General features: G+C 43.6%; 23 protein-coding genes. 3 read left to right on the top strand and 20 right to left on the bottom strand.

The genetic code is table 11. From position 1 onward, the window contains the following. From HMPREF2904_RS09065 to HMPREF2904_RS08980, 18 genes are all read right to left on the bottom strand, one after another. Window positions 1-2,574 (bottom strand): CocE/NonD family hydrolase (locus HMPREF2904_RS09065; RefSeq protein ID WP_070662130.1); only part of this gene is annotated, 2,574 nt, incomplete at its 3' end. A gap of 120 nt (window positions 2,575-2,694) precedes the next feature. Beyond that, the gene (locus HMPREF2904_RS09060; RefSeq protein WP_023918412.1) at window positions 2,695-4,680 is read right to left on the bottom strand and encodes a peptide ABC transporter substrate-binding protein; all 1,986 of its coding nucleotides are present in this window, start codon (window positions 4,678-4,680) and stop codon (window positions 2,695-2,697) included. A gap of 123 nt (window positions 4,681-4,803) precedes the next feature. After that, window positions 4,804-5,841 (bottom strand): M42 family metallopeptidase, encoded by a 1,038-nt coding sequence (locus tag HMPREF2904_RS09055; RefSeq protein WP_070662127.1) that lies wholly within the window; start codon window positions 5,839-5,841, stop codon window positions 4,804-4,806. Between the two features lie 64 nt (window positions 5,842-5,905). Continuing rightward, complete coding sequence (locus HMPREF2904_RS09050) at window positions 5,906-6,352, bottom strand: NADAR family protein (protein ID WP_070662124.1); 447 nt, start codon at window positions 6,350-6,352, stop codon at window positions 5,906-5,908. Beyond that, complete coding sequence (locus tag HMPREF2904_RS09045) at window positions 6,339-6,983, bottom strand: hypothetical protein (protein WP_070662121.1); 645 nt, start codon at window positions 6,981-6,983, stop codon at window positions 6,339-6,341. Before HMPREF2904_RS09045 ends, HMPREF2904_RS09050 begins: the two co-directional genes overlap by 14 nt. A gap of 33 nt (window positions 6,984-7,016) precedes the next feature. Then, window positions 7,017-7,400, bottom strand: a complete 384-nt coding sequence (locus HMPREF2904_RS09040) for a hypothetical protein (RefSeq protein ID WP_070662118.1) — start codon at window positions 7,398-7,400, stop codon at window positions 7,017-7,019. A gap of 84 nt (window positions 7,401-7,484) precedes the next feature. Beyond that, entirely contained in the window at window positions 7,485-7,814 is a 330-nt protein-coding gene (locus tag HMPREF2904_RS09035) for a hypothetical protein (RefSeq protein ID WP_070662115.1), read from the bottom strand. A 131-nt stretch (window positions 7,815-7,945) separates the two neighbouring features. Next, window positions 7,946-8,530, bottom strand: coding sequence for a DUF1307 domain-containing protein (locus HMPREF2904_RS09030; RefSeq protein ID WP_070662112.1), 585 nt, complete (start codon window positions 8,528-8,530; stop codon window positions 7,946-7,948). Window positions 8,531-8,658: 128 nt separating this feature from the next. Further along, on the bottom strand, window positions 8,659-9,657 hold the full coding sequence (galE, locus tag HMPREF2904_RS09025; RefSeq protein ID WP_070662108.1) for a UDP-glucose 4-epimerase GalE: 999 nt from the start codon (window positions 9,655-9,657) through the stop codon (window positions 8,659-8,661). Between the two features lie 63 nt (window positions 9,658-9,720). Next, the gene (gene galT / locus HMPREF2904_RS09020; protein ID WP_070662105.1) at window positions 9,721-11,193 is read right to left on the bottom strand and encodes a UDP-glucose--hexose-1-phosphate uridylyltransferase; all 1,473 of its coding nucleotides are present in this window, start codon (window positions 11,191-11,193) and stop codon (window positions 9,721-9,723) included. Continuing rightward, complete coding sequence (locus tag HMPREF2904_RS09015) at window positions 11,190-11,849, bottom strand: HAD family hydrolase (protein ID WP_070662102.1); 660 nt, start codon at window positions 11,847-11,849, stop codon at window positions 11,190-11,192. Before HMPREF2904_RS09015 ends, galT begins: the two co-directional genes overlap by 4 nt. Window positions 11,850-11,858: 9 nt before the next feature. Then, window positions 11,859-13,037, bottom strand: coding sequence for a galactokinase (locus tag HMPREF2904_RS09010; RefSeq protein ID WP_371106551.1), 1,179 nt, complete (start codon window positions 13,035-13,037; stop codon window positions 11,859-11,861). 239 nt (window positions 13,038-13,276) lie between these two features. Next, window positions 13,277-15,688 (bottom strand): glycoside hydrolase family 3 N-terminal domain-containing protein, encoded by a 2,412-nt coding sequence (locus HMPREF2904_RS09005; RefSeq protein WP_070662099.1) that lies wholly within the window; start codon window positions 15,686-15,688, stop codon window positions 13,277-13,279. Between the two features lie 126 nt (window positions 15,689-15,814). Continuing rightward, window positions 15,815-17,257 carry a sucrose phosphorylase gene (gene gtfA, locus HMPREF2904_RS09000; protein WP_070662096.1) on the bottom strand — a complete coding sequence of 481 codons (1,443 nt, stop codon included), beginning with the start codon at window positions 17,255-17,257 and terminating at the stop codon, window positions 15,815-15,817. A gap of 303 nt (window positions 17,258-17,560) precedes the next feature. Beyond that, a complete protein-coding gene (locus HMPREF2904_RS08995) occupies window positions 17,561-18,394 on the bottom strand; it encodes a carbohydrate ABC transporter permease (RefSeq protein ID WP_021153463.1) in 834 nt (277 codons plus the stop codon). A gap of 13 nt (window positions 18,395-18,407) precedes the next feature. Beyond that, window positions 18,408-19,274: a carbohydrate ABC transporter permease gene (locus HMPREF2904_RS08990; protein WP_000757161.1), complete on the bottom strand. Its 867-nt coding sequence runs from the start codon at window positions 19,272-19,274 to the stop codon at window positions 18,408-18,410. Between the two features lie 13 nt (window positions 19,275-19,287). Then, on the bottom strand, window positions 19,288-20,547 hold the full coding sequence (locus HMPREF2904_RS08985; protein WP_070662093.1) for an extracellular solute-binding protein: 1,260 nt from the start codon (window positions 20,545-20,547) through the stop codon (window positions 19,288-19,290). A 14-nt stretch (window positions 20,548-20,561) separates the two neighbouring features. Further along, window positions 20,562-22,724 carry an alpha-galactosidase gene (locus HMPREF2904_RS08980; RefSeq protein WP_070662091.1) on the bottom strand — a complete coding sequence of 721 codons (2,163 nt, stop codon included), beginning with the start codon at window positions 22,722-22,724 and terminating at the stop codon, window positions 20,562-20,564. A gap of 161 nt (window positions 22,725-22,885) precedes the next feature. Here HMPREF2904_RS08980 and HMPREF2904_RS08975 point away from each other — a divergent pair, with 161 nt between their 5' ends. The 3 genes from HMPREF2904_RS08975 to birA all read left to right on the top strand — a co-directional run bounded on the left by HMPREF2904_RS08975 (window position 22,886) and on the right by birA (window position 25,738). Beyond that, window positions 22,886-23,719, top strand: coding sequence for an AraC family transcriptional regulator (locus HMPREF2904_RS08975; protein WP_070662088.1), 834 nt, complete (start codon window positions 22,886-22,888; stop codon window positions 23,717-23,719). 67 nt (window positions 23,720-23,786) lie between these two features. Beyond that, complete coding sequence (locus HMPREF2904_RS08970) at window positions 23,787-24,794, top strand: LacI family DNA-binding transcriptional regulator (protein WP_070662085.1); 1,008 nt, start codon at window positions 23,787-23,789, stop codon at window positions 24,792-24,794. Between the two features lie 8 nt (window positions 24,795-24,802). Next, a complete protein-coding gene (gene birA / locus HMPREF2904_RS08965) occupies window positions 24,803-25,738 on the top strand; it encodes a bifunctional biotin--[acetyl-CoA-carboxylase] ligase/biotin operon repressor BirA (protein WP_070662082.1) in 936 nt (311 codons plus the stop codon). A gap of 111 nt (window positions 25,739-25,849) precedes the next feature. Here birA and HMPREF2904_RS08960 read toward each other — a convergent pair whose 3' ends face one another. Then, window positions 25,850-26,320, bottom strand: coding sequence for a hypothetical protein (locus HMPREF2904_RS08960; RefSeq protein WP_070662209.1), 471 nt, complete (start codon window positions 26,318-26,320; stop codon window positions 25,850-25,852). Window positions 26,321-26,501: 181 nt separating this feature from the next. Beyond that, the coding region (locus HMPREF2904_RS08955; protein ID WP_371106550.1) for an N-acetylmuramoyl-L-alanine amidase family protein at window positions 26,502-26,956 on the bottom strand (455 nt) is incomplete at its 5' end.

Genomic DNA, 26,956 nt, shown 5'->3' with positions numbered 1-26,956 from the left:
AGAATCTGTCTTGAAGGTCACTTCATAAGGATGCTCCACCGTTAAATCAGACGGGTCATAGGTGTTAAAGACTAGAGCTAACTTGTGACCTTTCTTAACCGTATAGAGATTTGGTTGGAGATAAACCGTGTAATCGTGGTATTCCCCAACCTTTGGCTCGATGCTTGCGCGAGAGCTTGCTGAATCGTAGCCAGACTCAGGGTTCGCAAGGTTGATCCAGCCTTTCGCGATCACCTTGTACTTGGTCTTGATGGTTTCGTATTCGGCAACAGATAGGTTGCTTAAATTGCTTCCCATCCAGAAACCGTCTGCTGTTTTATCTTGCTTGACGCTACCATTTCCCACCACGTCAAAGTCCTCATCTGCCACATCTACCAAGAGGGCGTTAATTTGGAAATTCTTTCCTTGACCTTTGGCAAGAGCTGCCTTGAAATGAACGGGGATGTGGCCCTTGATCGTAGTGTCCTCAGAAACATCAGAAACAAAGGTCAGATTGGCCTTAGAAGAGGCTTTGCTGACTGTTTCATTACGGTTAGCGATCTCAACACCTGCAGCCGCATAGTCACTAGAAATGGTTTCTTCTAGGCGTTTCGAGCTTGCATTCAAGAAGAGACGTTGACTGCTCTTCCAGTTATCATAGCTGGTCCACTTACTTGGATCATAGTTGTTTTGAGCTAGAACCGCTGGCAAACTTTCGACGTGATTGTCCACACCGTAGAGGTAATGGGTCAGCCAGGTATTGAGCAGGTCATAAAAGTCCTGACCATTGGCAGTGATGCCGTATCCCCGTGACATAGCCGCTGGATAGACGTGATCTCCTTGGTGGAGATAGAGCTTGACATCTTGTCCTGCTTTCTTGAGGGCATCGTACATGAGTTCAAAGTGTTTGGTCTTAACATTGTCATCATTCAAGCCATGGACGATCAGGGCGCTGGTCTTGAGATTTTCTGGATGAAGGGTATAATCCCGCTCCTTCCAGACATCGCTGTAGTTACGATCATGGGCGTACTGGTCCTTGTTCAGTTGGTTGATGTAGTTAGAATAGTTTTGCCAAATACCTGCCCAGTCGTCTTGGTCCAGCATCCGTGTGCTAACGTAAAGGGAGAGCCATGAAAGGTCACTATAAGGTGCATTACCAAACTGGGTACCTTGGCTATTGAAATAATCATACCATGAGGCGATTCCTGCTGCCGGAACGATGGTCTTTAGGCCTTCTACGCCTGTCGCTGCCACACCAAAGGTCGTGGTTCCAGCCCAGGAGAGACCTGTCATAGCGACATTGCCTGTTGCCCAGTCTGCCTTGATTTCAACATTGCTAGTCTTATCGGTGTAGGCCTTGCGTTTGCCATTAACCCATTCGATGATATTCTTAAAGGCATTGATTTCGAGATCAGACCCCGTCGTGTTAAATCCTTCTGATCCCTTGGTACCAAGTCCAGCGCTGGAGATAAAGGCATAGCCCCTGACCAAGAAATAGTCGTACCAGTTCAGATCTTCGTAGTCATAGATATACTCGTAGGGACTGTAGTAATACCAATCCGATGCCTTGGCTTTTTTCGCTGCTTCTACTGTTGTTTCACTGCTTACTGGCTGTCTCTTTGCAGGTTGGCTGTGCAGTTTCTTCATGTCGTAGCTACCGTCTGTTGGAAGCCCCAAACTTTCAAGGGTCACGTAGTTTTCATCGAGCGTCCCCGCTACGTAAGGGCGCGCTTCCAGAATAGTGGATGCCTTAAAATCACCTTTCGCTACAGCTTTTGGTAATTGAACAATGGCTTTGACTAAGTCAGGCTTGCCATCTGCATCGGTGTCATAGTCCGTTTCGACATAGACTGGGAAGCGCACAATTTGGCTGTCCTCATATTTGTAGTCTTGGTTTTCTTTTTCTCCCGTCGTATAAGGGAAAATCGGCTGGGCACGACCATTTAAAAAGAGCGGGCTTTTCTTTTCAGCCCGGTAGGCATCGTAGAGTTTCTTAGCTGTTTCATACATCTTGGCCAATTCTGGCTGACTGACCTTACGAGTCAGATCTTCTGATTTTTCAATCAAGCCTAAACTTTTGGCAAAGCGTTCGCGATCTGCTTGGCTTTGGCCCAATTGGCTAGGATCTGTCGCTGCCCATTGAAGCAAGCCATTAACAGCATCTTGGACCGTCAACTCTTTAGAGGCCTGATCCGCTGCAAGGGTGCTACCTGTAACCTTTGCTAAATCATTACTTGTTGCCGGAGCTTCTGAACTGGGAGCAGATTGAGGTGCAGCTTCCCTGTTGGTTGCTGCTGGACTTGCTACTGGAACCGTAGGCTCACTTTGTCTTGTGTGTTCTTCTGTATCAGGCGCTACTTGATTGGCACCTGCCGTCCGATCCAGCGATGCATCACTCAAGCTCGCTCCTTCTTCACTAGTGACAGCACTTGCGTCACTTGTTTTCGGTCTTGCTTCAGTAGCTGGAGCATGGACCACTTCTGTTGATGGAGCTAGTTCTTCCGTTTGCTCGTCTGCTGCTGCTACTTGATGCAAGACCATCGGTGCGATCAATAAACTTGATGCGACAATGGAAACCATTGTTTTCTTTTTCATGTCAATCTCCTCACTTTTTGTAATCAACACTCCTATTATACTATGTAAGCGTTTTTAGATCAAATAGATACTCAAACAATCCCACAAAAAAACCGAGGCATCAGCCTCGGTTATCCATTCTTATTTGACATGTTTCTTAAGATCTTCTTGTGCTTTTTTGTTTGACTCTGCTTGTTCTTTTTGCCATTTTTCAAGGGCTTTGTTGTAGTCAGCAGTTGTCACAGCTTTATCTTGGAGTTTCATTCCTTTGTAGATCACGTGGTCTTTTCCTTTACCACCAGTCCATGCAAATGGAGCTGAGAATGGTTCGATACGTGTCAAGAATGGACGTCCAGTTGATGAAGAAGTTGGCATAACAAGGGCGCTATCAGTCAACCAAGCTTGCGCTGCCGCATATTTTTCGTAGCGTTTGTTGACGTCTTGTGTTTCTGCACCAGCATCTTTGATCATCTTTTCAAAGTCGTACAGACCAACTTTTTTAGCTGCTTCATTGTTTTCACTTGGGTCAAATCCAAGGAAAGTCTTAGTATTTTCACCAGATGAAGCTTTCAAGATATCCATGTAAGTTGATGGGTCTTGGTAGTCAGGGCTCCATCCAACATTATCAGAGAGATCCCAGTCTTCGCCAGCCGCATTTGGCGCAAAGAGGGTCACATTTTGAAGGTCTTCCTTAGAAAGCATTTGGATATCGATGACGATATTTTCTTTACCAAGTGCTTCTTCAACAGATTGTTTGAAGGATTGTACCCGTTGAACTCTTGATGGTGTGGTTTGGTCTACAGGCATATCGATGTGAATTGGGAATTTCACACCTTCTGCTTCCAAGGCAGTCTTCGCTTTTGCAAACTCTTCCTTCGCTTTCTTAGCATCGAAGAGACCATTTTGACCATCGTCTAGTTTAGTAGATTTCCACTCATCTCCGTAGGTATCCAATTGAGTTTTCACCATTTCACCAAAGGTCTTACCATTAGCTTGGACAAATGTTGGTGGAATGTAGAGGTTACGGATGATCTTGCTTGCTCCGTCTTTTCCGTTCAATTGAGCAGCATACGCTTCACGGTTGAAGGCAAAGCTGATCGCTTGACGGAAGTCCTTGTTCAAGAGAGCTTTCTTAGTAGATTGTTTTTCTTCATCGGTCTTCTTAGCAGTGTGTTTGTAAGATTGACGGTCGATGTTGGTACCAATAACATAAGAAGCGGCATCTTGAGGAGTGTAGGTGATTTCGTCTTTGAATTCTTTGGCTTGCTCTGAGTAACCAGATCCAGTTGGGAAGAGTTTGGCCAAGCTAAGAGCATTTTCACCGAATGATTTAGCCAATTTACTTTGGTCTTGTCCATCGTAGAATTCCAATTTCACATCTGAGATGTAGACCTTGTCTTTATCCCAGTAGTTTTCATTCTTGGTCATTTCGATAGAAGATTTTGAAGTAAAGCTCTTCAAGATGTAAGGACCATTGTAAAGAAGGGAGCTAGTGTCACTTGCTTGAGCGAATTTATCCCCTTTTGATTTCACGAATTTTTCGTTGACAGGGAAAGTGATCCCAAGAGTCAATTTAGAGTTCCAGTAAGATTCTGGTTGGTTCAAAGTGATTTGAAGGGTATGATCATCAACTGCTTTTACTCCTACAGCTGAGAAATCTTTATTTTTACCACTGACGTAGTCATTCAAGCCTTTGATAGAATCCTGGATGATGTAGAGCATTTCTGATTTGTTATCAGCCGCATATTTGATCCCTGTGACGAAATCTTTAGCTGTTACATCCGCATACTCTTCGCCTTCTGAATCATACCATTTAGCATCGTCACGAAGTTTATAAGTATAAGTCAAGCCATCTTGCGAAACTGTCCAATCTTTTGCAAGAGATGGAATTAAGTTACCGTATTTGTCATTTTCAAACAAACCATCAATCAAGTTTCCTGTGATATCGTGGGTTGCTGCTTTACCAGATGTGATATAGTTTAGGTTTTCTGGCTCAGTCTCATAGACATATGAGAATTTTTGACCGTTGCTTGAGCTAGATGATTTAGAACCACCCGAACAAGCTGCTAGGATACCTGCTGAAAGGAGGGCAACTCCCGCAAGTGCAATGACATTTCTTTTTTTCATGTAAAACTCCTTAAGAAATTTTAAGTTTATTTTAAGATTATACCACAAAGATTTTCAGAAGAAAAGGAATTTTCAGAAAATTTTAGTTTATGAAAAAACTACTCCGGAGAGTAGTTCCAATTTTTAATCTACCAAGTCGCTCTTGAGGTAGGCATCGACCATGCGCTCTGTTGCGACTACAGAATCCAAGTGAGTCCGCTCATATGAGTGGCTAGATTCGATCCCTGCTCCAAGAAGAGCATGTTTGACTTCTGCTCCTGCGCTCATGGCTGCAGATGCATCTGATCCATAGAAAGGATAGATATCCAACTTATAAGGGATTTCTTGAGCTTTTGCAAGAGCTACCAAATGCTGACGGAACTCGTAGTGATACGGTCCTGAAGCGTCTTTGACACAGATGGATACCGTGTATTCATCCGTAGCTTGGTCGTCTCCCATAGCTCCCATGTCCACTGCCAAGTATTCGACCACTTCAGCCGGAATACTTGAATTAGCCCCATGCCCCACTTCTTCAAAGACTGAAAAGGCAAAGGTGGTCGTTACTGGCAATTGGATCTGTTCTTCCTTATACACACGCAGAAGATTCAAGAGAATCGCCGCACTCACCTTGTCATCTAAGTGGCGAGATTTGATAAAGCCAGTATCTGTCACAATGGTCCGGGGATCAAAGCTGACAAAGTCCCCAACTTCAATGCCAAGGGCACGGGTTTCTTTTTCATTGGTCACTTTTTCATCCAGACGGACTTCCATATTGTCCTGGGTCCGCTCGACAGTCCCTGCATCCTTGTAGACATGGCAAGAAGTCTGATGGACCAAAATCGTCCCAGAATGGGTCTTTCCGGTATTGGCTACATGGACCGTACAATTTTCCCCTTCAATCATATTCCATGGGAAAACACCGATACGGTCCAGCTTAAGGCGACCATCTGCTTTCACCGCGCGGACAATAGCCCCCAAGGTATCCACATGGGCTGTGACGTAGCGTTGTTTGTCTGTGATCAAACCAGGGACGATCACATTCACCCCACCCTTAGCAGTCCGAGTTACTTCGTACCCAAAGCCTTTAATGGTTTTGACTAAGTAGTCTGCGATCTCACGTGTAAAACCGGTCGGGGAAGGAATGGATGTCAATTCCTGCAAATAAGTCACTGTCTGATTCATAATGCCTCCAAATGTGTTTTTCTTTATTCTAGCATGAAATAGGTGGAATAGCTAGAGGAGAGGGTTATAGGGTGAGGTTTTTCAACTCTTCCCGCACTTGCATTAAGAAAAGGCCTAGCTTGTTCTTCCCAGAGCCATCTCCCCCATCAGCCCAGTAGGCGTCGTTTCGCGTATGTTCGATGATGATGGCATCTCCTGTCGCCAGCAATTCTTTAGCAATTTCGGGATTTTGGCTAAATTTCATCCGAAGGGCCTGAAGCATCACCTCATCTTTGATCTCTTCCCAATCTGGTCTCAAGGGATTTTGACGATTGCGTCCCTCTAAGGCAGCATCCATTGGAGATGCTATCTGACGAATTTTCTCTTGAATTTGGGGCACTAAAAACTTTTGTGCTTGAAAATAATGCTCTGATGTTGGCCAGATTCTGCTACCATCTGAAAAAGGGTAGGGAGCAAAATTGGACATAAAACCATAATCATCATTTACTTTATAAAATTTAATGTCTTTCACCTTTATCCTCGATTCCAAAATCTCCCAATGATTTTTGCTTTTCTTTTAATAACTGTGTCACATAATCAGGCTCTACCTTGAGGAATAGCTTCAAGGTATCATGAATTCGCCAATAATTATCCTCAGGTTTTTCCATAATGGTTGAAAGGAAGTGTTTCAAGTAGGGGATGTATTCCGTATAATGTTCCTCGCTAACCAGTCGATATATTTTTGAAATATCATAATATCCAGTCTCAGCCTGTTCGATGATTTTACAAACATAAGGAAAAATTTCCCCTCTAGCTATCTTCTCTTCGCCCAAATCATACCGGCTCGCCCAATAATTTACGATATCATATAGAAAAATCCGATTGGTATCATCATAACCATACAGACGATGCGAAATCATCCACTCTAATTGCCCTTGACTGAACATCTGAGTCAAGACATCAAAGCCTTCTCTGATTCCCCAAATGGTCAACAATCTAGAGGCTTGATAACGTAAATAGTCATCATCACTATCCAATAATGAAGTCAACTTTTGAATCGTTTCTTCAGGAACATCCTCTAGATCAACATCTTCCAATATATCTGCATAATCAACCCCTTCAGGGACTTTATAAAACAAATCTTTTACTTCTTTATTGTTCATCACTTCTCCATTATTTGGGGAATTATTTCAACATCAATCCTCTAAAGTCACTGGAAAAATGTCTTCCCCTCTTTTCATTCTTTCTTCCATTTCTTTCCACTCAATCACTAATTTATATAGTTCATCAGTTGAGATAAAGCAAGGTTCACCTAAAAGTTCTTCCTCAAATTGGAAGTAAACTTCTGTTATTTCTTTTCCAACTTCGATTCCCAATAAATTACCATCGAAAGCGTACTCTTCCATATTTCCAGAAATGACAGTCTCCAAAGCTTCGCGAACATCCGAGTAAAAATTATGAACTTCAGAATTTAAAAAACTTGATAGAGATTGAAATTTTTGATCAGTAAACTTCAAGATCATCATCTGATCTGTTCGCTCATTTCCTAAAGCGACTATGGAATACGTTCTTTTCATCATTTTTACCTCTGTGGCTTCTGCATTCTTTCAATTTAAAATACATTTAATTGTATTATTCCCTGTTACTTGAAATAATCTATTCCCTTACCATCCATTTTCGTGATAAAATTTATCAACTAATTCCCAATCGTAATCAGAAATAGCTGAATGATTATCAACTTTCCTTACGTCAATTCCTAATTTTCTTAATGCAGCTAAAGACATATGACCTAAACAAATTTGACCTAAAACTGAATCATTGACAGACAGTCTGACAGAAATTTCTATTAATTTATCAATAACGGTAATATCATTGATCTTACGGTTAACAATTTCTTTAATAATATGATAGGAGACTACAGGATTTAAATCTATATTATTTATTAAGTCCTCATTTTGATGTGTTTTATCTTCAATTTTTTTAAGAATATTCACCCTATGCTCCTGCTATCATAATGACGTGTTCATCTATTTCACTTTTGTTTAAATCCTATTCTACCAAAATATACCCATGAATTCATACTAAAACAAAAAAGAGCAGCAAACTGAGCTGCTCTCCATTTGGTTTATTTTTCGACCATACCGCCCTTGATAAGACTGTCTTTCGTTACTGAATAACTAACTGTTTTGTCATCTAGGGGATTAAAGCCTGGGACGATTTCTTTTAATTTATTAAAATCGATTTTTGTGTAATCAATGGTATTGCGGATATAAAAGATTCCGTCTTTGTATTCTGATGTTAATTCAAATCCATGGCCCATCAGATCTTTGAATTTTTCTTGGCTTTTTGCGACGGCTTCTTTCATGGTTTCAAGAGGGTTCTCACCAGGCACTTTTGAGACGTCGTAATCATCAACTTTTTCTTGTAATAACAAGGTATCTCCCTTGTAATACAAGGTGATAGTTGACTTACCTGCTTCATCACTCGTTTCGAGAACGGTTTTTTGTGCACCTGCTAGTGCATCTTCTTTTTTGCTTTCATCAGTTGATGACTCTTTTGTCTTTTCTTTAGCGGATGATTTGCTTGTTGCTTTACTAGCCGCTTTAGTAGACGATGGACTAGTAGATTTTGTACTCTCTTTTTGTGCGCAACCAGCTAAAAGAAGACCCGCTGTCAAGAAGACGGCTAACATTTTTGTGGTTTTATTCATTTTGAATACCTCACTTTTTTATGATGGTTAAGGAAATGACTGACGTCTGAAACGAGTCATTTGGCAAGATCAACTGTCGTTTTAGATGTTATTAAAAAAGTCTCAAAAATGATGTTCGCAGTCCCTCCTTATCGATCATTGTAGCCATCTGGGTGGCTGGAATGCCAAGCCCAGGCTGTTTGGATAATGGTTTCGATATTGTCAAATTTTGGTTGCCAACCGAGAATGGCACGCGCCTTCTCAGAGGATGCGATCAGGGTATCTGGATCTCCTGGTCTGCGATCAGCCAGCTCAAGTGGGATCGGATGTCCTGTCACCTTGCGGGCCGCTTCAACGATTTGAAGATTGGAGAACCCGGTCGACGAGCCCAGGTTAAAGGCAGTCGATTCATTCCCATTACGCAGATACTCAACCGCTAAAAGATGGGCATCTGCCAAGTCAAATGGATGGACATAGTCCCGAACATTGGTGCCATCTGGTGTCTGGTAGTCATCTCCAAAAATAGAGATCTTTTCGCGTTTGCCTTGGGCCACTTGCAAGACGATCGGCAAGAGATGGGTCTCTGGTCCATGGTCTTCTCCGATGGATCCATCTGGCTTGGCACCCGCTACATTAAAGTAACGAAGGGGCACATACTTGATCCCGTAGGCTTGATCGGCCCAACGCATGATGGTTTCCATCATGAGCTTGCTTTCACCATAAGGGTTGATCGGTTTTTGCGGAGTGGTTTCAAGAATCGGAATTTCTTCTGGAATGCCGTAGGTAGCAGCAGTTGAAGAAAAGACGATGTAGTGCACCCCACATTCATGCATGACTTCCAAGAGTTTGACCATGCCTGCTGTATTATTGTCAAAATATTTCAATGGATCTGCCATGGACTCAGCGACCAGTGAGTAGGCCGCAAAGTGGATGACCGCATCGATATCGGCATGTTCCTTAAAAACAGTGCGCATAAAGTCTTGATCCGCCAGGTCTCCTTGGTAAAAGACGGCATCTGGATGCATCGCTGCACGGTGGCCTGTGACCAGACTATCAACCACGACGACTTTTTCCTGTCCTTCATTGACCAAGCGGTCCACCATGTGGGAACCGATATAGCCAGCTCCTCCGAGTACGAGTATTGCCATTTGTTTTCCTTTCGCTTCTTGTCTTCTCTCTTATTGTACCAAATTTCTGCCGCTTCTCCACACTTAAAGTGTCGCAACAAAGCGTCTAAAGGCAGCTTGTCCTTCTACTGTTCGCTTGTAGACTCCAGCATCTTCCAGCACGCGCGCAAAGATCTGACCGACTGATTCACGGACAAGGGCCTCTGCCTCTGCTTCGTCTGTAATAGCTGGGTGAGTGGCTTTCAAATCATCTGCCCAAGCCTGGTGGTAGGTTGCCACTGTGCTCTCACGTCCAAGCAAATATTCTTGAACCTGCTTGAGCTCTTCCTTGAGGCGAGGTGGCAAAATGGCCAAGCCCATGACTTCGATCAGGCCGATATTTTCTTTTTTGATGTGTTGCACATCCGCATGTGGGTGATAGATACCATCTGGATGCTCTGGTGAGGTTTGGTTGTCACGGAGCACCAAGTCCAGTTCATAATGCCCATCGCGAATCCGTGCAATGGGGGTAATGGTATGGTGGGGCTGACCATCGGATGCTGCTAAGACTTGAACGGCTGGATCCGAGTAGCCTCGCCAGGCTGTGAGGATATGGTCTGCCAGGGCAATCAATTGCGCCTTGTCATCTGAATTCAAACGAAGAACTGACATGGGCCAGTTAACAATTCCTACCGATACAGCTTCAAATCCCTCAATGGTGAAACTTTCCTCTACAGGAGCTAACTCCATAGGGAAGGTGTGGCGTCCGCCTTGGTAATGGTCATGAGTCAGGATGGATCCCCCTACAATGGGCAGGTCTGCATTAGACCCTGCAAAATAGCCTGGAAAAGTCTCGACAATGGTCAAGAGTCGCTCAAAGGTCTTGCGGCTAATGGCCATGGGAACATGCTGGCTATCGAGGAAAATGCAGTGTTCATTGAAGTAGGCATAAGGGGAATACTGAAAGCCCCAGTCATGACCGTCCATGTCAAAGCGGATAATCCGATGATTGGCCCGAGCTGGATGGTCTAGGCGACCTTGATAGCCTTCATTTTCAAAGCACAATTGGCAGGCTGGATAATGACTGGCTTTGGCAAGCTTGGCCGCTGCAATGTCTTTAGGATCTTTTTCAGGTTTTGATAGATTAATGGTGATTTCAAGAGAACCGTAGGGAGTTTGTGTCTCAAAGGCAATGTTTTGCGCAATGGCTTTGACCTTGATGTAATCATTGCGCTTAGAGAGGGCATAGAAATCTGCAATCGCGTCTTCTTTGGACTGACGGTAGGTCTCCCAAAAGCGATGGTTGACCTGACTAGGGCTAGGGGTGATCCAATCCATCAACTCCGCACCCAGACTGTCTTTTGCGGCCATACTGTCCTGGATCTTGCTATTTGCAACAGCGATCTCTAGCAGCTGATCTTTGAGCGCAATCAAGTCTTCTTTTTGAGTTGGGGCGTCTAGCCCTTCTTCTCCAACGCAACTCATGATGCGATTTTTTAGATAAATCCGATCCATCTCTTCGTAGTCACTCGCCGCAATGACGGCTGTGACAAATGCGTCTAAAATTCCCTGATTCATTGATTCTCCTTCTTACGTTTTAAATAGTCTCTGACAGCATCCAAATCCTGGAAAACTTGTTCTGCTTTAGTTAAGAAAGACTGTGCTGGTACTTTTAAATCTGGAACACATATGACTGGGATTCCAGCCCGATAGGCTGCTTCAATCCCTGCTTCACTATCCTCTAGCACTAAGCAATTCTCTGGTAAAGCATTCAAATCACTACAAGCTTTTAAAAATATATCTGGGTAAGGTTTACTTCGTTTGACATCTTTTGCAAAAACTAAATGGTCAAATAGGCACAGTACCCCATTGCTATCCAAGATCATTCTAGCTCGAGATTCAACACTTGAAGTTGCTAGGGCGATTGGAATGCCCTCTGTTTTCAAAAAAGTAAGCAAATTTTTAGCACCTTTTTTTAAATGAACACCTTGGGCTAAGATTCGACCTTCTAGTTCATAAACTCTAGCCAAGGTTTGGTCAAAGTTCCATGGTAAATCATAGGTATCCAAAAATCGTTGAACATTCTCCTCTTCCCTATGTCCACTGTAGTCTCTAGAATAAGTTTCTTCTGTGAAAGGAATTCCAAAATCTCTAAGCAATTCTTGATAAACTTTTAGAGAAATGATTTCAGTATCGGCTAATAAGCCATCTAAATCAAATATTACAGCTTCCATTATTATCACCTAGTCTAAAACTCGTGTCCCTGCCGCAACTTCTGCAATATAAAAGCTAGGCGCATAGCCAACGACTTCTTCATAACGTTTGCCGACAGCTTCTTTAAAGGCTTCAACCTTATCTTTGTTTACGAGGGCAATGGCGCAACCACCAAAGCCTGCTCCTGTCATACGAGCGCCCAAGACGCCTTCTTGTTCCCAGGCTGTATGCACCAAGGTATCCAATTCTAGACCTGTCACTTCGTAGTCATGCTCCAAGGATACGTGGGAAGCATTCATGAGACGGCCAAAGCCTTCCAAATCACCTGCTTCAAGTGCCTTGCGTGCTTGGAGGGTCCGTTGGTTTTCAAGTACAGCATGACGAGCCCGTTTGATGCGATTTTCATCCTTGATTAAATAGCTGTAGGCATCAAAAGCCCAGAGGTCCAATTCCCCTAAGGTTTGGATATCCAATTTTTCTTGGAGTTCAGAGACGGCTGTTTCACATTCTGAACGACGTTCATTGTATTTTGAATCCGCTAATTCCCGGCGTTTGTTGGTATTCATGATGACTACGACATTGTCTTTGAGGTCCAGCGGTACCAGATCATACTCTAGGGTGTTGGTATCGAGATAAATAGCCCGTTGATCAGCCCCCATACCGATGGCAAATTGGTCCATGATCCCAGAGTTAACTCCGATGAAGTGATTTTCGGTTTGTTTCCCGATCTTGACCAGATCTAGACGATCTAACTGAAGATCATATAGTTTCTCAGCGATGACGCCAATCAAGAGCTCAAGGGAAGCTGAAGAAGAAAGGCCTGATCCATTTGGAATATTGCCGTAGACATAGACGTCCATGCCGCTATCAATGACATGACCCGCTTCTTGCAAGAAGTGGAGCACGCCTTTTGGATAGTTGGTCCAGTTGTGCTCTTTTTCAAAGTGGAGGTTTTCAAGTGGGACTTCAATGATCCCCTTGTCTTCAAAGTTCCCTGAGAAGAAACGCAAGACCTTATCCTCACGCTTTCTTGCAGCTCCGTAGGTACCAAGTGTGATGGCTGCTGGGAAAACATGGCCTCCGTTATAGTCCGTGTGTTCACCGATCAGATTGATCCGTCCTGGTGAAAAGAAAGTGTGGTCAGCCTTTTCCCCAAAGACAGCCTGGAATTTTGCTTGTAAATCTTGAGATGTGATTGTTGTCGTCATGAGAAACTCCTTTAGTTTTGTAAACGTTTTTATACTTGTATTATATCTGATCAGAAGTAAAACTTCAAGTATTTTTAGTAAAATTTTATTTAATTTTTATTTTATATTTAAAAAGCCTACAATATAGGTTTTTAACCATATTTTATTTTCAGCTAACTTGGTATTGTTCGAGTTAATTTTAGTAAAACTTTACTAAAAAATCTCAATTGAGAGATGACCCAATTGAGATTCTTCATTCCTTAGTGTTTCTTTCTTGGATAGACAAAAGATCCAAGGAAGGTTAAGAGGCTGACACCCATGAGGGCTAGGAGATTTTCTGTTTGTCCGGTTTTTGGCAATACAGATGATGCAGGATTGGCTGACACGCTGACAGGAGCCTGATCAGTGGCTTGTTTCACAGCGATCGGAGTAACTTGTGGACGATCAAGAGTGCTAGCTTTTTCTTGCTTGCTAACAAGAACCTGTGTTCCAGTGTGACCAACCTCTACTGGTTGTGTCTGATGGGTTGGATCTTGAACTGGTGAAGTTGGAACTTGGGTTTCTGGTGTTGGCAATGGAGCAGGTGCAGGATAGAAGAGTCCATGACCAATGCGGTAGGCGTACTCTGTTTCCGACATTTTTCCGTCTACAATTTTTGGAATATCCACCGGTAAGGTACCTAGATGTTCCTTGCCATTGAAGATGACTTCCACTCCTGCAGGAATATTAGGACCAAATGCATTGTCTGGTTTGAGGGATTCCGTTGGATCCATTCCCTTATTTCCATAGACTGCTAGAATGGCTTTGGCTGCTGGATAGTTGGCTACATCATAAGGTTTAGAGATAGAAAGGACAGCTGCCTTCTTATGGTTGGTATTGGCATAATTGACGATTTCTGTTGGGATCTTGGTCCGCCAGAAATCTTTATCCAGTTGCCCTTCATAACCGATCTCTGAAATCACTACGATATGGGTGGCTTTTTCGAGGTCTTCTTTTAGACTATCAAGGGTAGATTCTTTAGTGAAGTTCTTGGCCACAAAGGAGGTGTCTTTTGGAAGCACTCCATCCGCGATTAAGCGACGCATCCCCAAATCGAGTCCAGGAACTTCGTTTTCAAAAGCTCCTAAGAGTAAGACATGGTCTCCTGTTTGTACCTTAAATGGCAAGGTATTGTCTTCATTTTTTACAACCGTCACCGCTGCTGCTGCAATCTTGCGTTCCAAGTCACGGTTGAGGGTTGATCCGACTGCTTCTTCTGCTTTTTCAGCCGTCCGAGCACTTGGATCAAAATTCAAGACCCCACGTTTTTCTTTGAGGGTCAGAATCCGGCGAACCGACTCATTTAAGCGTTCTTCTGAAATGTCACCGGTTTTCACGGCATCTACCACTGCATCGACAATGGTATCAATCTTGCTCAAATCGGCTTTACTGCGAAGGGTCGTTGGCATCAAGACCAGGTCAACTCCTGCTTTGATGGCCATTTTCACAGCTTCCACCTCACCGAAGTTCTTGGCGATGGCATCCATCCCCATGGCATCGGAGACAATCACGCCCTTATAGCCGTATTTCTTCCTTACCAAGCCCGTTAAAATATCATCAGAAAGAGTCGCTGGAACATAAATCTTCTCGCCTGTTTCTTTTGAAACGACCTGATCTTTTTCAATCTGCGGGTATTGGATATGAGCCGTCATCAAGAGGTCGACCCCTTCATCCATAGCTTTTTTGAATGGAAGGAGTTCTAATTTTTCAAGCTCGGCAAGTGATTTATCCACCAATGGCAGACCTGTATGGGAATCGACCGCTGTATCTCCATGACCTGGGAAATGCTTGGCTGCTACAGCCACATTGTAGTCCTGAATGCCTTTCATCATCGGAATACCCAAGTAAGCAACTCGGTTTGGGTCAGATGAGAAGGAACGAAGCCCAATCACAGGGTTTTGAGGATTATTATTGGTATCCAAAACCGGAGCGAAGTCCACATTCAAGCCTAGTGCAGAAAGTTCACGTCCGATGATTTGACCGGCTTCTTTCGCTAGTTTGGGATCATTGGTAGCCCCAATGGCCATATTGCCAGGAAGGGCAGTACCCGTACCCAAGCGGTAGACGATCCCCCCTTCTTGGTCGATGGCTAACAATAGCGGAATCTTCCCGTTATTGGCCTTGTTTTCGATCGCCGCCTTTTGCATATCTTGCGTCAGAGTCAGGGTTTGCTTGGTTTCTTTCACGTTTTCAGCAAAAAGAATGACGCCTCCAAAATCATATTTATCGATCGCATCTGCTACTTCCGCATTGACCTTGGTGAGATCCTGTGGCGACTCCTGATTAGCCTCCTGCCACTTACGGAAGTCCGGCATGATCATTTGCGTCACTTTTTGTTTGAGTGGCATGTTTTCAATCAGTTTTTCTACTTCAGGAGATGCCGTCTCTGTCGAGGTTACCGTTGGGGAGGCTGCAGGGACAGCAGCACGGTCTGTTGAAGTCGGCGTTTCGGCCACTTCTCCCTGATTTTCTGTAGTGGTTTCTGGCGTTGGAGAAGCCACCACCTCTTCTACTGTTGCTGCCGGTTCATTAGCTTGATCCGACGCTTGAGCTGTGTCTGCTTTTGCTGTTTGGACGGATAATAGAGCAAAAGCCGTTAATAGGGCCGCAGATGGATAAATGATTTTTTTCATAAAGCGACCTCCTTTCTTTCAATAGATATTGTACCATTGTTTTATAGTTTTGTAAACGGTTACATGCGATTGTTTTAAAAAAGGATAAGCGTTTTTCACTTATCCCTTTGTTTTCTCGTATGGTTTTTAAAACACAATATCTTGACCATTTTCTGTCACTTGGTAAGTGCCCTCAGCAAGATCGATTCGAGCTACTGCTGTGACAGTTTGGTCTTTATTTTGACGGGTGATGACAATGGTATGTTCATCTGGTGTTTCCACCTCAATGCTTCCTTCTAAGTCAAAAGCTTGCGAGTTGTTCCGGAAACTAAAGAGCTTGAGAAGGGATTGCACGACTGGTCGCTCCACTTCTTGCGCAATTTCTTCATTGCTGTAGTAATGACGGTTGATATTGCGGCCTTCTTTGGTATTTTCTAAAAGTTCCAAATCATTCTTCCCAGCTAGGAATCCAACATAATAAACTTGTGGAATACCTGGTGCAAAAGCTTGAATTAAACGGGCTAGGAAGTACTTGCGATCGTCATCTCCAAGCGCTGAATAGTAGGTCGAATTGATTTGGTAGATATCCAAGTTGTTGTACTCTGCTGTTGAATATTTGCGTTTAACATTTGCTCCTACCTTATAGAGCTCATTTGAAGCATAGTCAATCTCTTCATCTGTCAAGATATCCTTGACATCGACCACCCCAATCCCATCATGGGTATCGAGCGTCGTGAATTGCTTCATCGGACTCATCTTCAACCACTTGGCAAGACGCTCCACTTTTGAACTATAGAGGGTATAGAGGGTTACCATTGGAAGTGCGAAGTCATAGACATAATAGTCGTGATCGGCAATCTTAAACTGGATGGAATAGTGCTCATGAATCTCTGGAAGAAGCTCAGCACCGTAGCCTGCCGCCATATCGCGCACCTTATCCAACAAATCCCAAATGTCTGGCTCCACGAAGAAATCATTGGTGTCCAATTTCTTCACTGCATAGGCAAAGGCGTCCAAACGAATGAGGTCACAGCCATTGCTCGCCAGGTGTTCGATGGTCTTGCGAATAAAGTCCATGGTCACGTCCTTGGTCACGTCTAGGTCAATCTGCTCTTCCCCGAAAGTATTCCAGAGATGCTCAGTTGTTCCATCCGCAAAGGTAATTTCTTGCTTGGGAGCTCGATCTTTGCGCTTATAAATCAAGTCCACATCCGCTTGAGTTGGACGATTCTCCGGCCAGAACTTGTCCCAGTTTAGGAAAAGATCCTTGTAAGCACTTTGGTCATGCTTCTCTTGATAATCTTTGTAGTATTTAGATTGACGAGAAATGTGATTGATCATAAAGTCAAACATAAGATAGTACTTGTCGCCCAAGCGTTTAACATCTTCCCAATCCCCAAAGGCTGGATCCACTTGGTCATAGTCTACAGGCGCAAAGCCACGGTCACCAGTTGATGGGAAAAATGGCAAGAGGTGAACCCCACCTACTGCATCCCCAAAATGTTTCTCCAGATTTTCATAGAGATCCTTAAGGTTATTTCCTAAGCTATCTGAGTAAGTAATTAACATGGTTTTGTTTTGAATTGGCATAATGGTCTCCTTTTCTTTTTTGAAAGCCAAGTCTTAAGAGACCTGGCTTTCTTGAGTTTTTCTATTTTAGAATTACTTCCTAGGATACGATTTAAATCAGCAAGCTGAATCGTCCCTTTGTATCTTAATTGAACACGGGACTAATTTCTTAGGAAAAAAGATAAATCTCCTTGTGTGCAAGCACACTACGTCAATTTCCTATATTTCCTCAGCCGTTGCTACTTCAGTAGTCTACGGATGTGGATGCCTTAGGGTACTGCAGAAATTTTCAGCAAGCTGAATCGTCCCTTTGTATCTTATTTCTTATTTCACTGCGCCGTTGCTCATTCCTGCGATGATATGGCGTTGGAAGAAGAGATAGACAATGGTGATACTGATAATGCCGACAACGTAGGAAGCAAAGCTTGGTCCGTAGTCGTTGAAATATTGGCCTGCATAGTTGTATTGGAACAAAGGCAAGGTCCACATTTTGGAATCCCGGTTCAAGACAAGGAGTGGCAACATGAAGTCATTCCAGAACCAAAGGGCATTGATGATCATGGTTGTCGCATGCATGGGTTTCATCATTGGGAAGATGATACGGAAATAAGTTGTAAACTTATTAGCACCATCGATCTCTGCTGCTTCATCCAGACTTTCTGGGATAGAGATTTTGATATAGCCGACATAGAGAAAGAGGGTCTGTGGGATCGCATAGGTCAAGTAGAGCAAGATCAAACCAAAGGTATTAGCCAAACCGAGTTTACTCATCATAACCGTAATCGGAATCATGATGACTTGGAAAGGTACAAAGATCCCAAGGATCAAGAGGGTGTACATGATGGTAAAAGCTTTTCTCTTACTCATATTGCGAGCGATGGAGTAGGCTGCCATGGGGATAAAGATCATTACTGCAAGTAAAGACAAGACAGTGATGACGACAGAGTTCCAATAATAGCCTCCGATTCCATCAGCCAAGAGACGGCTAAAGTTGTCCCATGTGAAATTCGTCGGGAAACCAAAGAAATTATCTACAATATCTTTGGTGGGTTTGAAGGAACTAAAGAGGGTGGCAAGGAGTGGCACTAAAATCAGAACCGATCCTAGAATCAATAGAATATATTTGCCAATCAAGGCTTTTCTTTCATCTTGTTTCATCGTGCTTCTCCTCTTAAATTTCAAATTTCTTAGATACTCTCAATTGGATGATCGAAATCACTACAATCAAGAAGAACAAGATTACGGCAATGGCATTGGCATAACCGAATTGGTTGTTTTTAAAGGCGTAGTTATAAACCAAGAGCCCAAGTGAGGTTGTGGCATTGTTTGGACCACCACCAGTCATGGCAAAGACTTGGTCAAAGGCGGTAAGCCCACCTTTTAGGGCTAGGATAAAGACCATAGAGACACTTGGTAGCAAGTAAGGCAATTCAATATTCCAGAAGACTTGCTTGCTAGTCGCTCCATCAATTCTTGCTGCTTCTGTAATCTCGGTTGGAATGGATTGCAGACCAGCCAAGAAGATAATGATAGGCATAGCTACTCCTTGCCAAAGAAGGACAAAGACAGCCGCAAAGATAGCTCCCCACTTAGTCCCTAAAAGACTAGTTTGAAGAAACTCAATATGAAGGGCATTCCCAATCGCTGGTAGACCGTAGTTGAAGACTTGTTTGAAGATCAACGCCACTGTCAAACCAGACAACACAGCTGGGAAGAAGAACCAAGCACGGAAGAAGGTTTGGCCTTTGATTTTAGAGTTCAAGACACGCGCAATGAAGATCCCAAGGGCAATCTCACCAACTACCATAGCAATCGTGATGATCGCAGTAAAGCCAATCGCATTCATGAATTTTGGATCCATAAAGAGGAGCTTAAAGTTGTTCAAGCCAACAAATTTGTAGTTATAGGTCAAACCTGTCCAGTTGGTAAAACTGTAAAAGGCTCCTTGAAACATTGGCACATAGAAGAAAATTGCTTGTAATAAGAGGGGAATGACCACAAAAGCCCATGCCCAATATTTTTGTAATACTTTTTTCATTGTCTCTCTACTCCTAATCCACATCCGCTTTCATCGGGTTAAAGAAGGCATTCAAATCATTGACCATTCCTTGTTTATCACCTGTCAAGACATAGTTCATCGTCAAGGTATGGAAGTCTGCTTCACTGGTCCAGTATTGTTGCAACCACACCAAGTGACGATCTGTAAAGGCATATTTGGTCATCCCAGCAAGCGGTGAATCCTCTCCTGCTTGTTTGACCCCTTCGATCGCTGTTGGAGATCCGTCCACATCATAGTACTTTTGCATGACTTCTGGACGGGTCATGTATTCCACAAAGGCATTGGCTTCTTTTGGATGTTTGGTAGTAGCTGAGATAGACCATGCTAAGTCTCCCGCACCAACGGTTAAGCTTTGTCCTTTTTCTTTCCCTGGAATCATGAAAGTCCCAATCTTAAATTTCGGTTTTTGTTCATTGATCGCGGTGATAGCCCAAGATCCATTTGGTGTCATGAGGACATCTCCACGCGCGAAGGCTCCGATAACGTCTGTATAACCTGCACCTTCCCAATTCTTTTGCTTCGAACCTTTAATGTGAAGGATATCCATGACCTTGATGTCATCCTTCATAATCGGATCAGATAATTTAATGGAATTTGGCTGAGAATAACGAAGGTATTGGTTGGCTTCTTTTCCTCCACCTGCTGCTGTCGCAAAGGCCAATTGATTGTAACCATTGAGGGTCCAAGCTTCTGCTCCTGCAATCCCAAATGGAGTTTGTCCTTTGGCAACGATGTCTTTCACCAACTGTTCAAATTCGTCCCAGGTTTCAGGAACCTTCAAACCCAATTCTTCGAATTTATCTTTGTTGTAGTAGATTCCGTAAGCATTGGCTGTGAAAGGAACGTTGTAGACTTTTCCATTTACGGCATATTTTTCAGCGTAGCCGTTTTTCACGCGTTTGAGATAATCTTTATTGCTTAGATCTTCGAAGACACCCGCTTTCGCCCATTCTTGCAATTCGATGGACTGTGGGTAAATGTTGACCACATCTGGCACATCTCCTGCGAGGACACGTGTCTTCAAGACCTCACCAACGTTTGGTACATTGACAACTTTGACCTTGATCTTTGGATTTTCCTTTTCAAAATCACGCGCGATTTCTTCCAAGGTTTTGGTCATTTCTTTTTTCTGGTTGAAATACTCGATGGTCACTGTGCCATCCGCAGATTTTCCATCGTTGGAGCAAGCACCGAGCCCAAACAAGGCTAGGCCTGTAGTCGCAAGAAGTCCGATTTTTTTATACCATTTCATTTGGCTGTCTCCTTTTATTTTTTGACAAAAACATATTGTTTGCTGAGGAAATCTCCCTGAGGAAGAACGACGGTTAAGCCGGCATACATGAGCTCAGCTCCTGAATAGACTTGGTCCGTCCCTTCTAGGCTATAGAGCGCATCTTCTTCCAATCCTTTGAGGTATAGGGTCGGCTCGATCTCCTCAACCGTTGATAAGACCCGTACATAGGTTACAACCGTGCGGTCTTGATAAGTGAACTGGACGGCTGCTTGATTGCTACCATGGCTTGGATTGATCAAGCGGTAGTGTTTTCCGAATTGAACAAGTGGTCGAATCGTTTTGTAATGAGCGACTTGAGCTGCGATCCGATCCAACTCTTCTTGCGGAAGACTGGTTAGATCCAATTCATAGCCCAAATTTCCCATCATGGCTACATGACCTCGCGTTTCAAGCGGTGTCATCCGTCCCATCTGATGATTTGGAACAGCTGATACGTGAGCCCCCATAGAAATGGTAGGATAGAGGTAGCTAGAACCGTACTGGATCGGAAGTCTGGCAATGGCATCCGTATTGTCACTCGCCCATACCTGCGGGAAGTAACGCATCATACCGAGGTCATTGCGACCACCACCTCCGGAGCAGGACTCAAAGAGGATGTTCTCGTACTTCTCTGTCAAGTAAGAAACCACTTCATAGAGACCTAAGATATAAGCATGGGATTGCATCTTGGTTTCGAGGTAGGTTTTCCCATTTCCAAGTTTGGTGATATTGCGGTTCATATCCCATTTGATATAGTCGATCTCATGCTTTCCAAGTAAGTCATCCAAGACCTGCTTGATATAAGAAACCACTTCTTTATTGGAGAAATCGAGCACCAGTTGATTCCGTGAATAGGTGTGTTCGTAGCCTGGGACTTGAATAGCCCAGTCCGGATGAGCCCGATAGAGGTCGCTATCAACAGAAATCATTTCTGGCTCCACCCAAAGGCCAAATTGAAGTCCCTTGTCATGGATGCCTTGGATCAGTTCTGCAAGGCTTCCTCCTAATTTTTCTTCATTGACAGTCCAGTCACCAAGGGCCCGATTATCATCATAGCGATTGCCAAACCAGCCATCATCAAGAACAAAGAGTTCGATCCCCACTTTTTGAGCCTCATCCGCTAGCTCCAATAATTTTTCTTTCTTAAAATCAAAGTAGGTTGCTTCCCAGTTGTTGATGAGAATTGGACGTTCTTTATGGGCAAGGGGGCTAGGAATGATATGGTCTTGGACAAATGCTTGACTCTCTTGACTGAGACCAGTCAATCCCTTATGGGAGTAGCTAATCATGGCTACCGGTGTATCAAAGCTCTGATTTGGCGCTAACTCCCAGGAGAAGTTTTCTGGATTGATTCCCAATCCAACGCGAACTTCATTGAGTTGATTTTTTTGAACAAATCCTTCAAAATTCCCACTATAGAGCAGTTGGAAGGCAAGGGCTGAACCGGCATCTTCGGTCACTTCATGGTCAGCAAGGATCAGGGCTGGAGTCTGGGCGTGTCCAGAAGCACCACGGTTGGAGCTGATGGAGAAGATTCCTTGCTCCACTTGCTGACGGCGGACTGTTTTTTCTCTCGCATAAGCCCCTTGAAGGGTGATGACATCATAGTCATCTGCTGGGACATCGGCCATCACACTGAGCGCCTTGTGGATCACGACGGTTTCATCACTATAGTTTTCAATCTTTGAAAAGCTGGTGATGGTTGCCCGATCCTCGTAAGCCGTGTAATAGAGGGTCAAACGAAGGGCCGCTTGATCATCTTCAAAGATCAAGGCCAATGTTTCAGCCTGATCTACTGTATGTGGATTCGGAAGACCAGTTGCCTCGACACTGCCAGAGTAGATATTGGCTCCGACATAGAGGAAATCCGTCACCTCTGTGGCGCCGTGCTGGATTTGAATAGACGGCTTTCGGAAATCTCCAAGCCCGTGCTGTCCTAGGATCTGACGCTGGGTATCCAAGCTGAAGGTTCGATTGTCAGGTGTTGGATTTCCAGAGAAAGCATGATCCTTCTCATGCACGGTATTGGAAAAATGATAAGACGGGATCGGACGCCCCAGATGCTTAAGCATCAGGTAGCCATCTCGATTTTCAAGGATCAGGCTCAGTCCCTTACTTTCTACATAGAACAAATTTTGTTCGATACGAATTGGCATATCTTCCTCCATTGGATCCTATAAAATATCACTATGTATTTTTAAATTCAGTTCCAATAACTTTCTTTTTTAACATGTCTTTATTTTACATAATGTAAACGTTTACTAAAATAGAATTTTGTTGGACATATATGGTAAAATGTTAGGTAGGAGGTTTCCCTATGTTAGTCTTTTCTGAATACCAAACCGATACCATTGACCTAGCCCTTGATTTTTATGGCTACGAAGATTGCCCAAAAAACTATGAATTTGGCCCTAGCGTTCGGGATAATTTTGTTCTGCATTATATCACCAAGGGAAAAGGTGTCTTCCGCTTCAATAATAAAGAAATCCACCTAGAAGCAGGGGATCTCTTCCTTCTCCCCAAAAATAAGGTGACCTACTACAAGGCAGATGAAGAAGAACCTTGGTCCTACTACTGGATTGGCATCAGTGGTACCAAGGTGAGTGATTTCATGCGTTTTTCAACCCTGCATGAAAAAAGTTTTCTGAAGAAAACAGAGGTGGAGACAGAAAAGATCGGCCAGTTTATGGAGCGACTCGTCCACAAGGCAGAGGCTTCGAAAATGACTTCTCACTACCAACTCCACCTACTCTCACAGATCTATGAACTGCTATTTCTTATCAGTGAAGTGGCTCCCGATATCCATCGGAGCCATCCATCTCCCACCTATCAGCTCTATCTGACCTGCAAGCATGTGATTGAGACGCATTACAATAAAGATCATCTAAGTATTCAAGAGATCGCTGATGACCTCAATGTCCATCGCTCCTATCTGACAACTATCTTTAAGGAGTTTCACCAGATCTCTCCCAAGGAATTCTTGTACTCGGTCCGCATGCAGCGTGCCCAACAGTTACTGACCAATACGGACGAAAGCATTAAGATTGTAGCTTACTCGGTTGGCTTTTCAGACCCCCTTTATTTTTCAAAGGCTTTTAAGGCCTATAGCCAACTGACTCCTAGCCAATATCGCAACAAACATAAAATTTAGTAAAATTTTATTTCTTTTTACTAGTTTTTAGAGTATACTGGAAGTAGAAATCAATAAAGGATGAACTATGGCAACGATTAAAGACATTGCGGAAAAAGCAGGCGTTTCTCAGGCAACGGTCTCTCGCGTCCTCAACCAGGATGCGACCTTATCGGTCAGCGAAGACACGCGCAGTCGGATTCTTCGCATCGCTGAGGACCTGCATTACCAAAAGAAAAGCCGCAAAACAACGCCTCAACCAGTTGAGGATTTTCATAAAATCGTCATCTTTGAATGGTACACGCGTGAAGAAGAATTAGATGACCTCTACTACTATGCCATTCGGATGGGGTTAGAAAAACAAGCCCAGCAATTAGGCTATGAGATCTTTCGTATCTTCAATAATGACGATTGGTCCTTGATTCAAGAGGCAGACGGCATCATCGCTCTTGGGAAATTCAGTCCCAAAACCATTCGAGATCTAGAAAGCTACGGCAAACCCCTTATTTTTGTCGATAGCAATACCCTCTATTTAGGCCACTCCTGTGTGACGACCGATCTAGAAGATTCTGTCATCACCGCTCTCGAGCATTTCCTTGAGCATGGCCACAAGGAGATCGGGCTCTTGGTCGGGCAGGAAGAGACAGCAGATGCGACACCACTTCAGATGGATCCCCGTCAACGGACCTTTCAACAGTATCTCACGGAGAAAGGGCTTTATGAGGAGCGCTTTGTCTCTGTTGGGCAATTCTCGACCGAGTCGGGATATCAGTTGATGGAGCAACTGATTCAAGCATTGGGCGACGACTTGCCAACTGCCTTTTTCATGGCCAGTGATGCCTTGGCTGTCGGGGCTCTGCGGTCCCTTCAGGAGCACCAAATCGCAGTTCCTGATCGCGTCAGTCTCATTTCCTTCAATGATACTTCCATAGCCAAGTATGTCTTTCCTGCCCTTTCCACAGTGACCGTCTACACGGAAGAAATGGGCAAGCAAGCCATTCAGATGTTGCGGCAGACCTTTCAAGGGACTCAACCAAGTGTTCCCTATATGGTCAAATTAGCTACCAAACTGACGATTCGAGACAGCAGTCGTTAGGAGTTCTTATGAAAACACACGAAATCCTCTTTCAAACCCTTTCTCAGGCAGATGATTATGTCAACGGGGAGCAGCTGGCAAAAGAACTAGGTGTTTCCCGCACCTCTATCTGGAAGGCCATCCAACGTCTAGAAAAAGATGGGGTCATCATCGAATCCCTCAAAAAGAAGGGCTACAAACTGGTCTCAGGCGATATTCTGCTACCTGAAGTGATCGCAAAAAATACCCAATTGACCGTTTCCTTAAATGAACAATGTAGCTCCACCCAATTGGATGCCAAATTAGGCATAGAAGCCCATCAAGAAGGCAAGGCCCTCTACCTAGCCAATTCGCAATCCGCTGGAAAGGGCCGCTTTGGTCGTGACTACTATTGCCCCGATCAAGGGGGCATCTACATGTCCCTTCATCTCAAGCCTCAACTGCCACCTGCGGAGCTCCCTCCTTATACCTTGATGGTCGCTGGAGCCATCTATAAAGCTATTAAAAACCTGACCCTGATCGATATCGATATCAAGTGGGTCAATGATATTTACTACCGCCATAAAAAAATTGGGGGAATCTTAACCGAAGCTATCACGTCTATTGAGACTGGTCTCGTCACAGATGTCATTATCGGAGTCGGTCTCAATTTAGCCATCCCTACTTTTCCAGAAGAGCTACAAAGCAAGGCGGGGTCTTTATTTGAAGGGCCTTGTCCCATCACCCGCAATGACCTCATCAGTGAGATCTGGAAGGAATTCTTCCAAACAGATGTCGATGAACTGGTCTACCTCTACAAAGAGTGCTCCCTGGTCCTAGGACGAACTGTCACTTTTGAGCAGAACCAGCAGACCTATCAGGGCCTCGCCAAAGATATCTCTGATACCGGCCAACTCTTGGTCCAATTAGACAATCAAGAAGAAATCTGGCTCAATAGCGGAGAAATCTCCTTGACCAAATGGTGAAAACAAGTATAGAAAAAAAGCCACCCGAAGGTGGTTTTTTTGATCTATTTTGAAAGCTCCTTCTACCCAAAGACTACGGAACCTCATTCTTTTTAAGATATCCATAACTAGTTACGGCTTTAGCTCTTGCTCCATTTTTTCAACAAAGCGATTTAATTCTGTCTGCACTTTTTCTAGGAGCTCTTTTTGCTGAGAATCACTGACCTCAACTCGGTTAGTGGGCCCATCTTTCTCCGTATGGAAATAACTAGCATGTAGTAATCCCCACTCTTTATCTAATGAAAAGGCTACATCTATTTTTTCACCCTCAATGATCGTTGAAGAGGTAATCAAGATTTTATTATCATCTGGACTAGGAACTCGTGCCATCCATTGCAAATCACCATCCATTTCCAGTTGGTCTATGCCACCCACACGTCTGATCTCTACGTCTGAAGGAATCCCATAGCCAGCTACTCTAATGGCATTGGCATTACGATGATCAAGTATTCTTGCCAGCAATTCAATTTTATTTTTAGATGAAAAATTTGGAGCTGGTTTTTCATCCGGAACAAAGAGAAGCCAAGCTACTAACACAGTCATTCCTATCAATAGAAAGATCAATCCTTTTTTAGCACAGACATCCTCCTCTCCTCACTTCTTTTCTAGCTCCGCTTCGATGTATGTCTAGTATAGAACAAACCACAGCGAGGGTGGTTCGTTATTATCATAATTAAAAACACCCCAAAAGTTAGAAATATCCAACTTTTGAGGTTTTAATCAATTAAGGCTCATTATTGATAACAGAACCATCAATACCAAATGTATAAGAAACACCATCAATAACTAACGTTTTATTTGATGCAAATGCACCACCATCGTTAGGATCCGCATAATATTTTCTTCCATTTAATTCTAGCCACCCCGTCTTTAAATCACAATTAGCTGGGTCAAAATAATAAGTTTTTCCATCTTGAAACGTAACCTGACCAGCAAATGCCTCACCAAATTCGTTAAAGTAATACGTTTTTCCATCTATGGTTTGCCAACCTGACAATCCTTCTCCACTTTCTGGGTCGTAATAATACCATTCTAGACCAGGGTATCCTTGTTTAGATATCCAGCCCGTTTTCATATCGGAATTAACTGGATCGAAATAATATCTTTTATCACCTATCTTTTGGAAACCTTTTAACGCACTATGTTCAAAGTAATACCATTTCCCATCTATATTTCTCC

It is taken from the genome of Streptococcus sp. HMSC072G04, from assembly GCF_001813295.1.
In the GTDB taxonomy this organism is placed as follows: domain Bacteria; phylum Bacillota; class Bacilli; order Lactobacillales; family Streptococcaceae; genus Streptococcus.
Note: the sequence above shows the minus strand (reverse complement) of the source record. Positions and strands in the feature narration are given on the sequence as shown.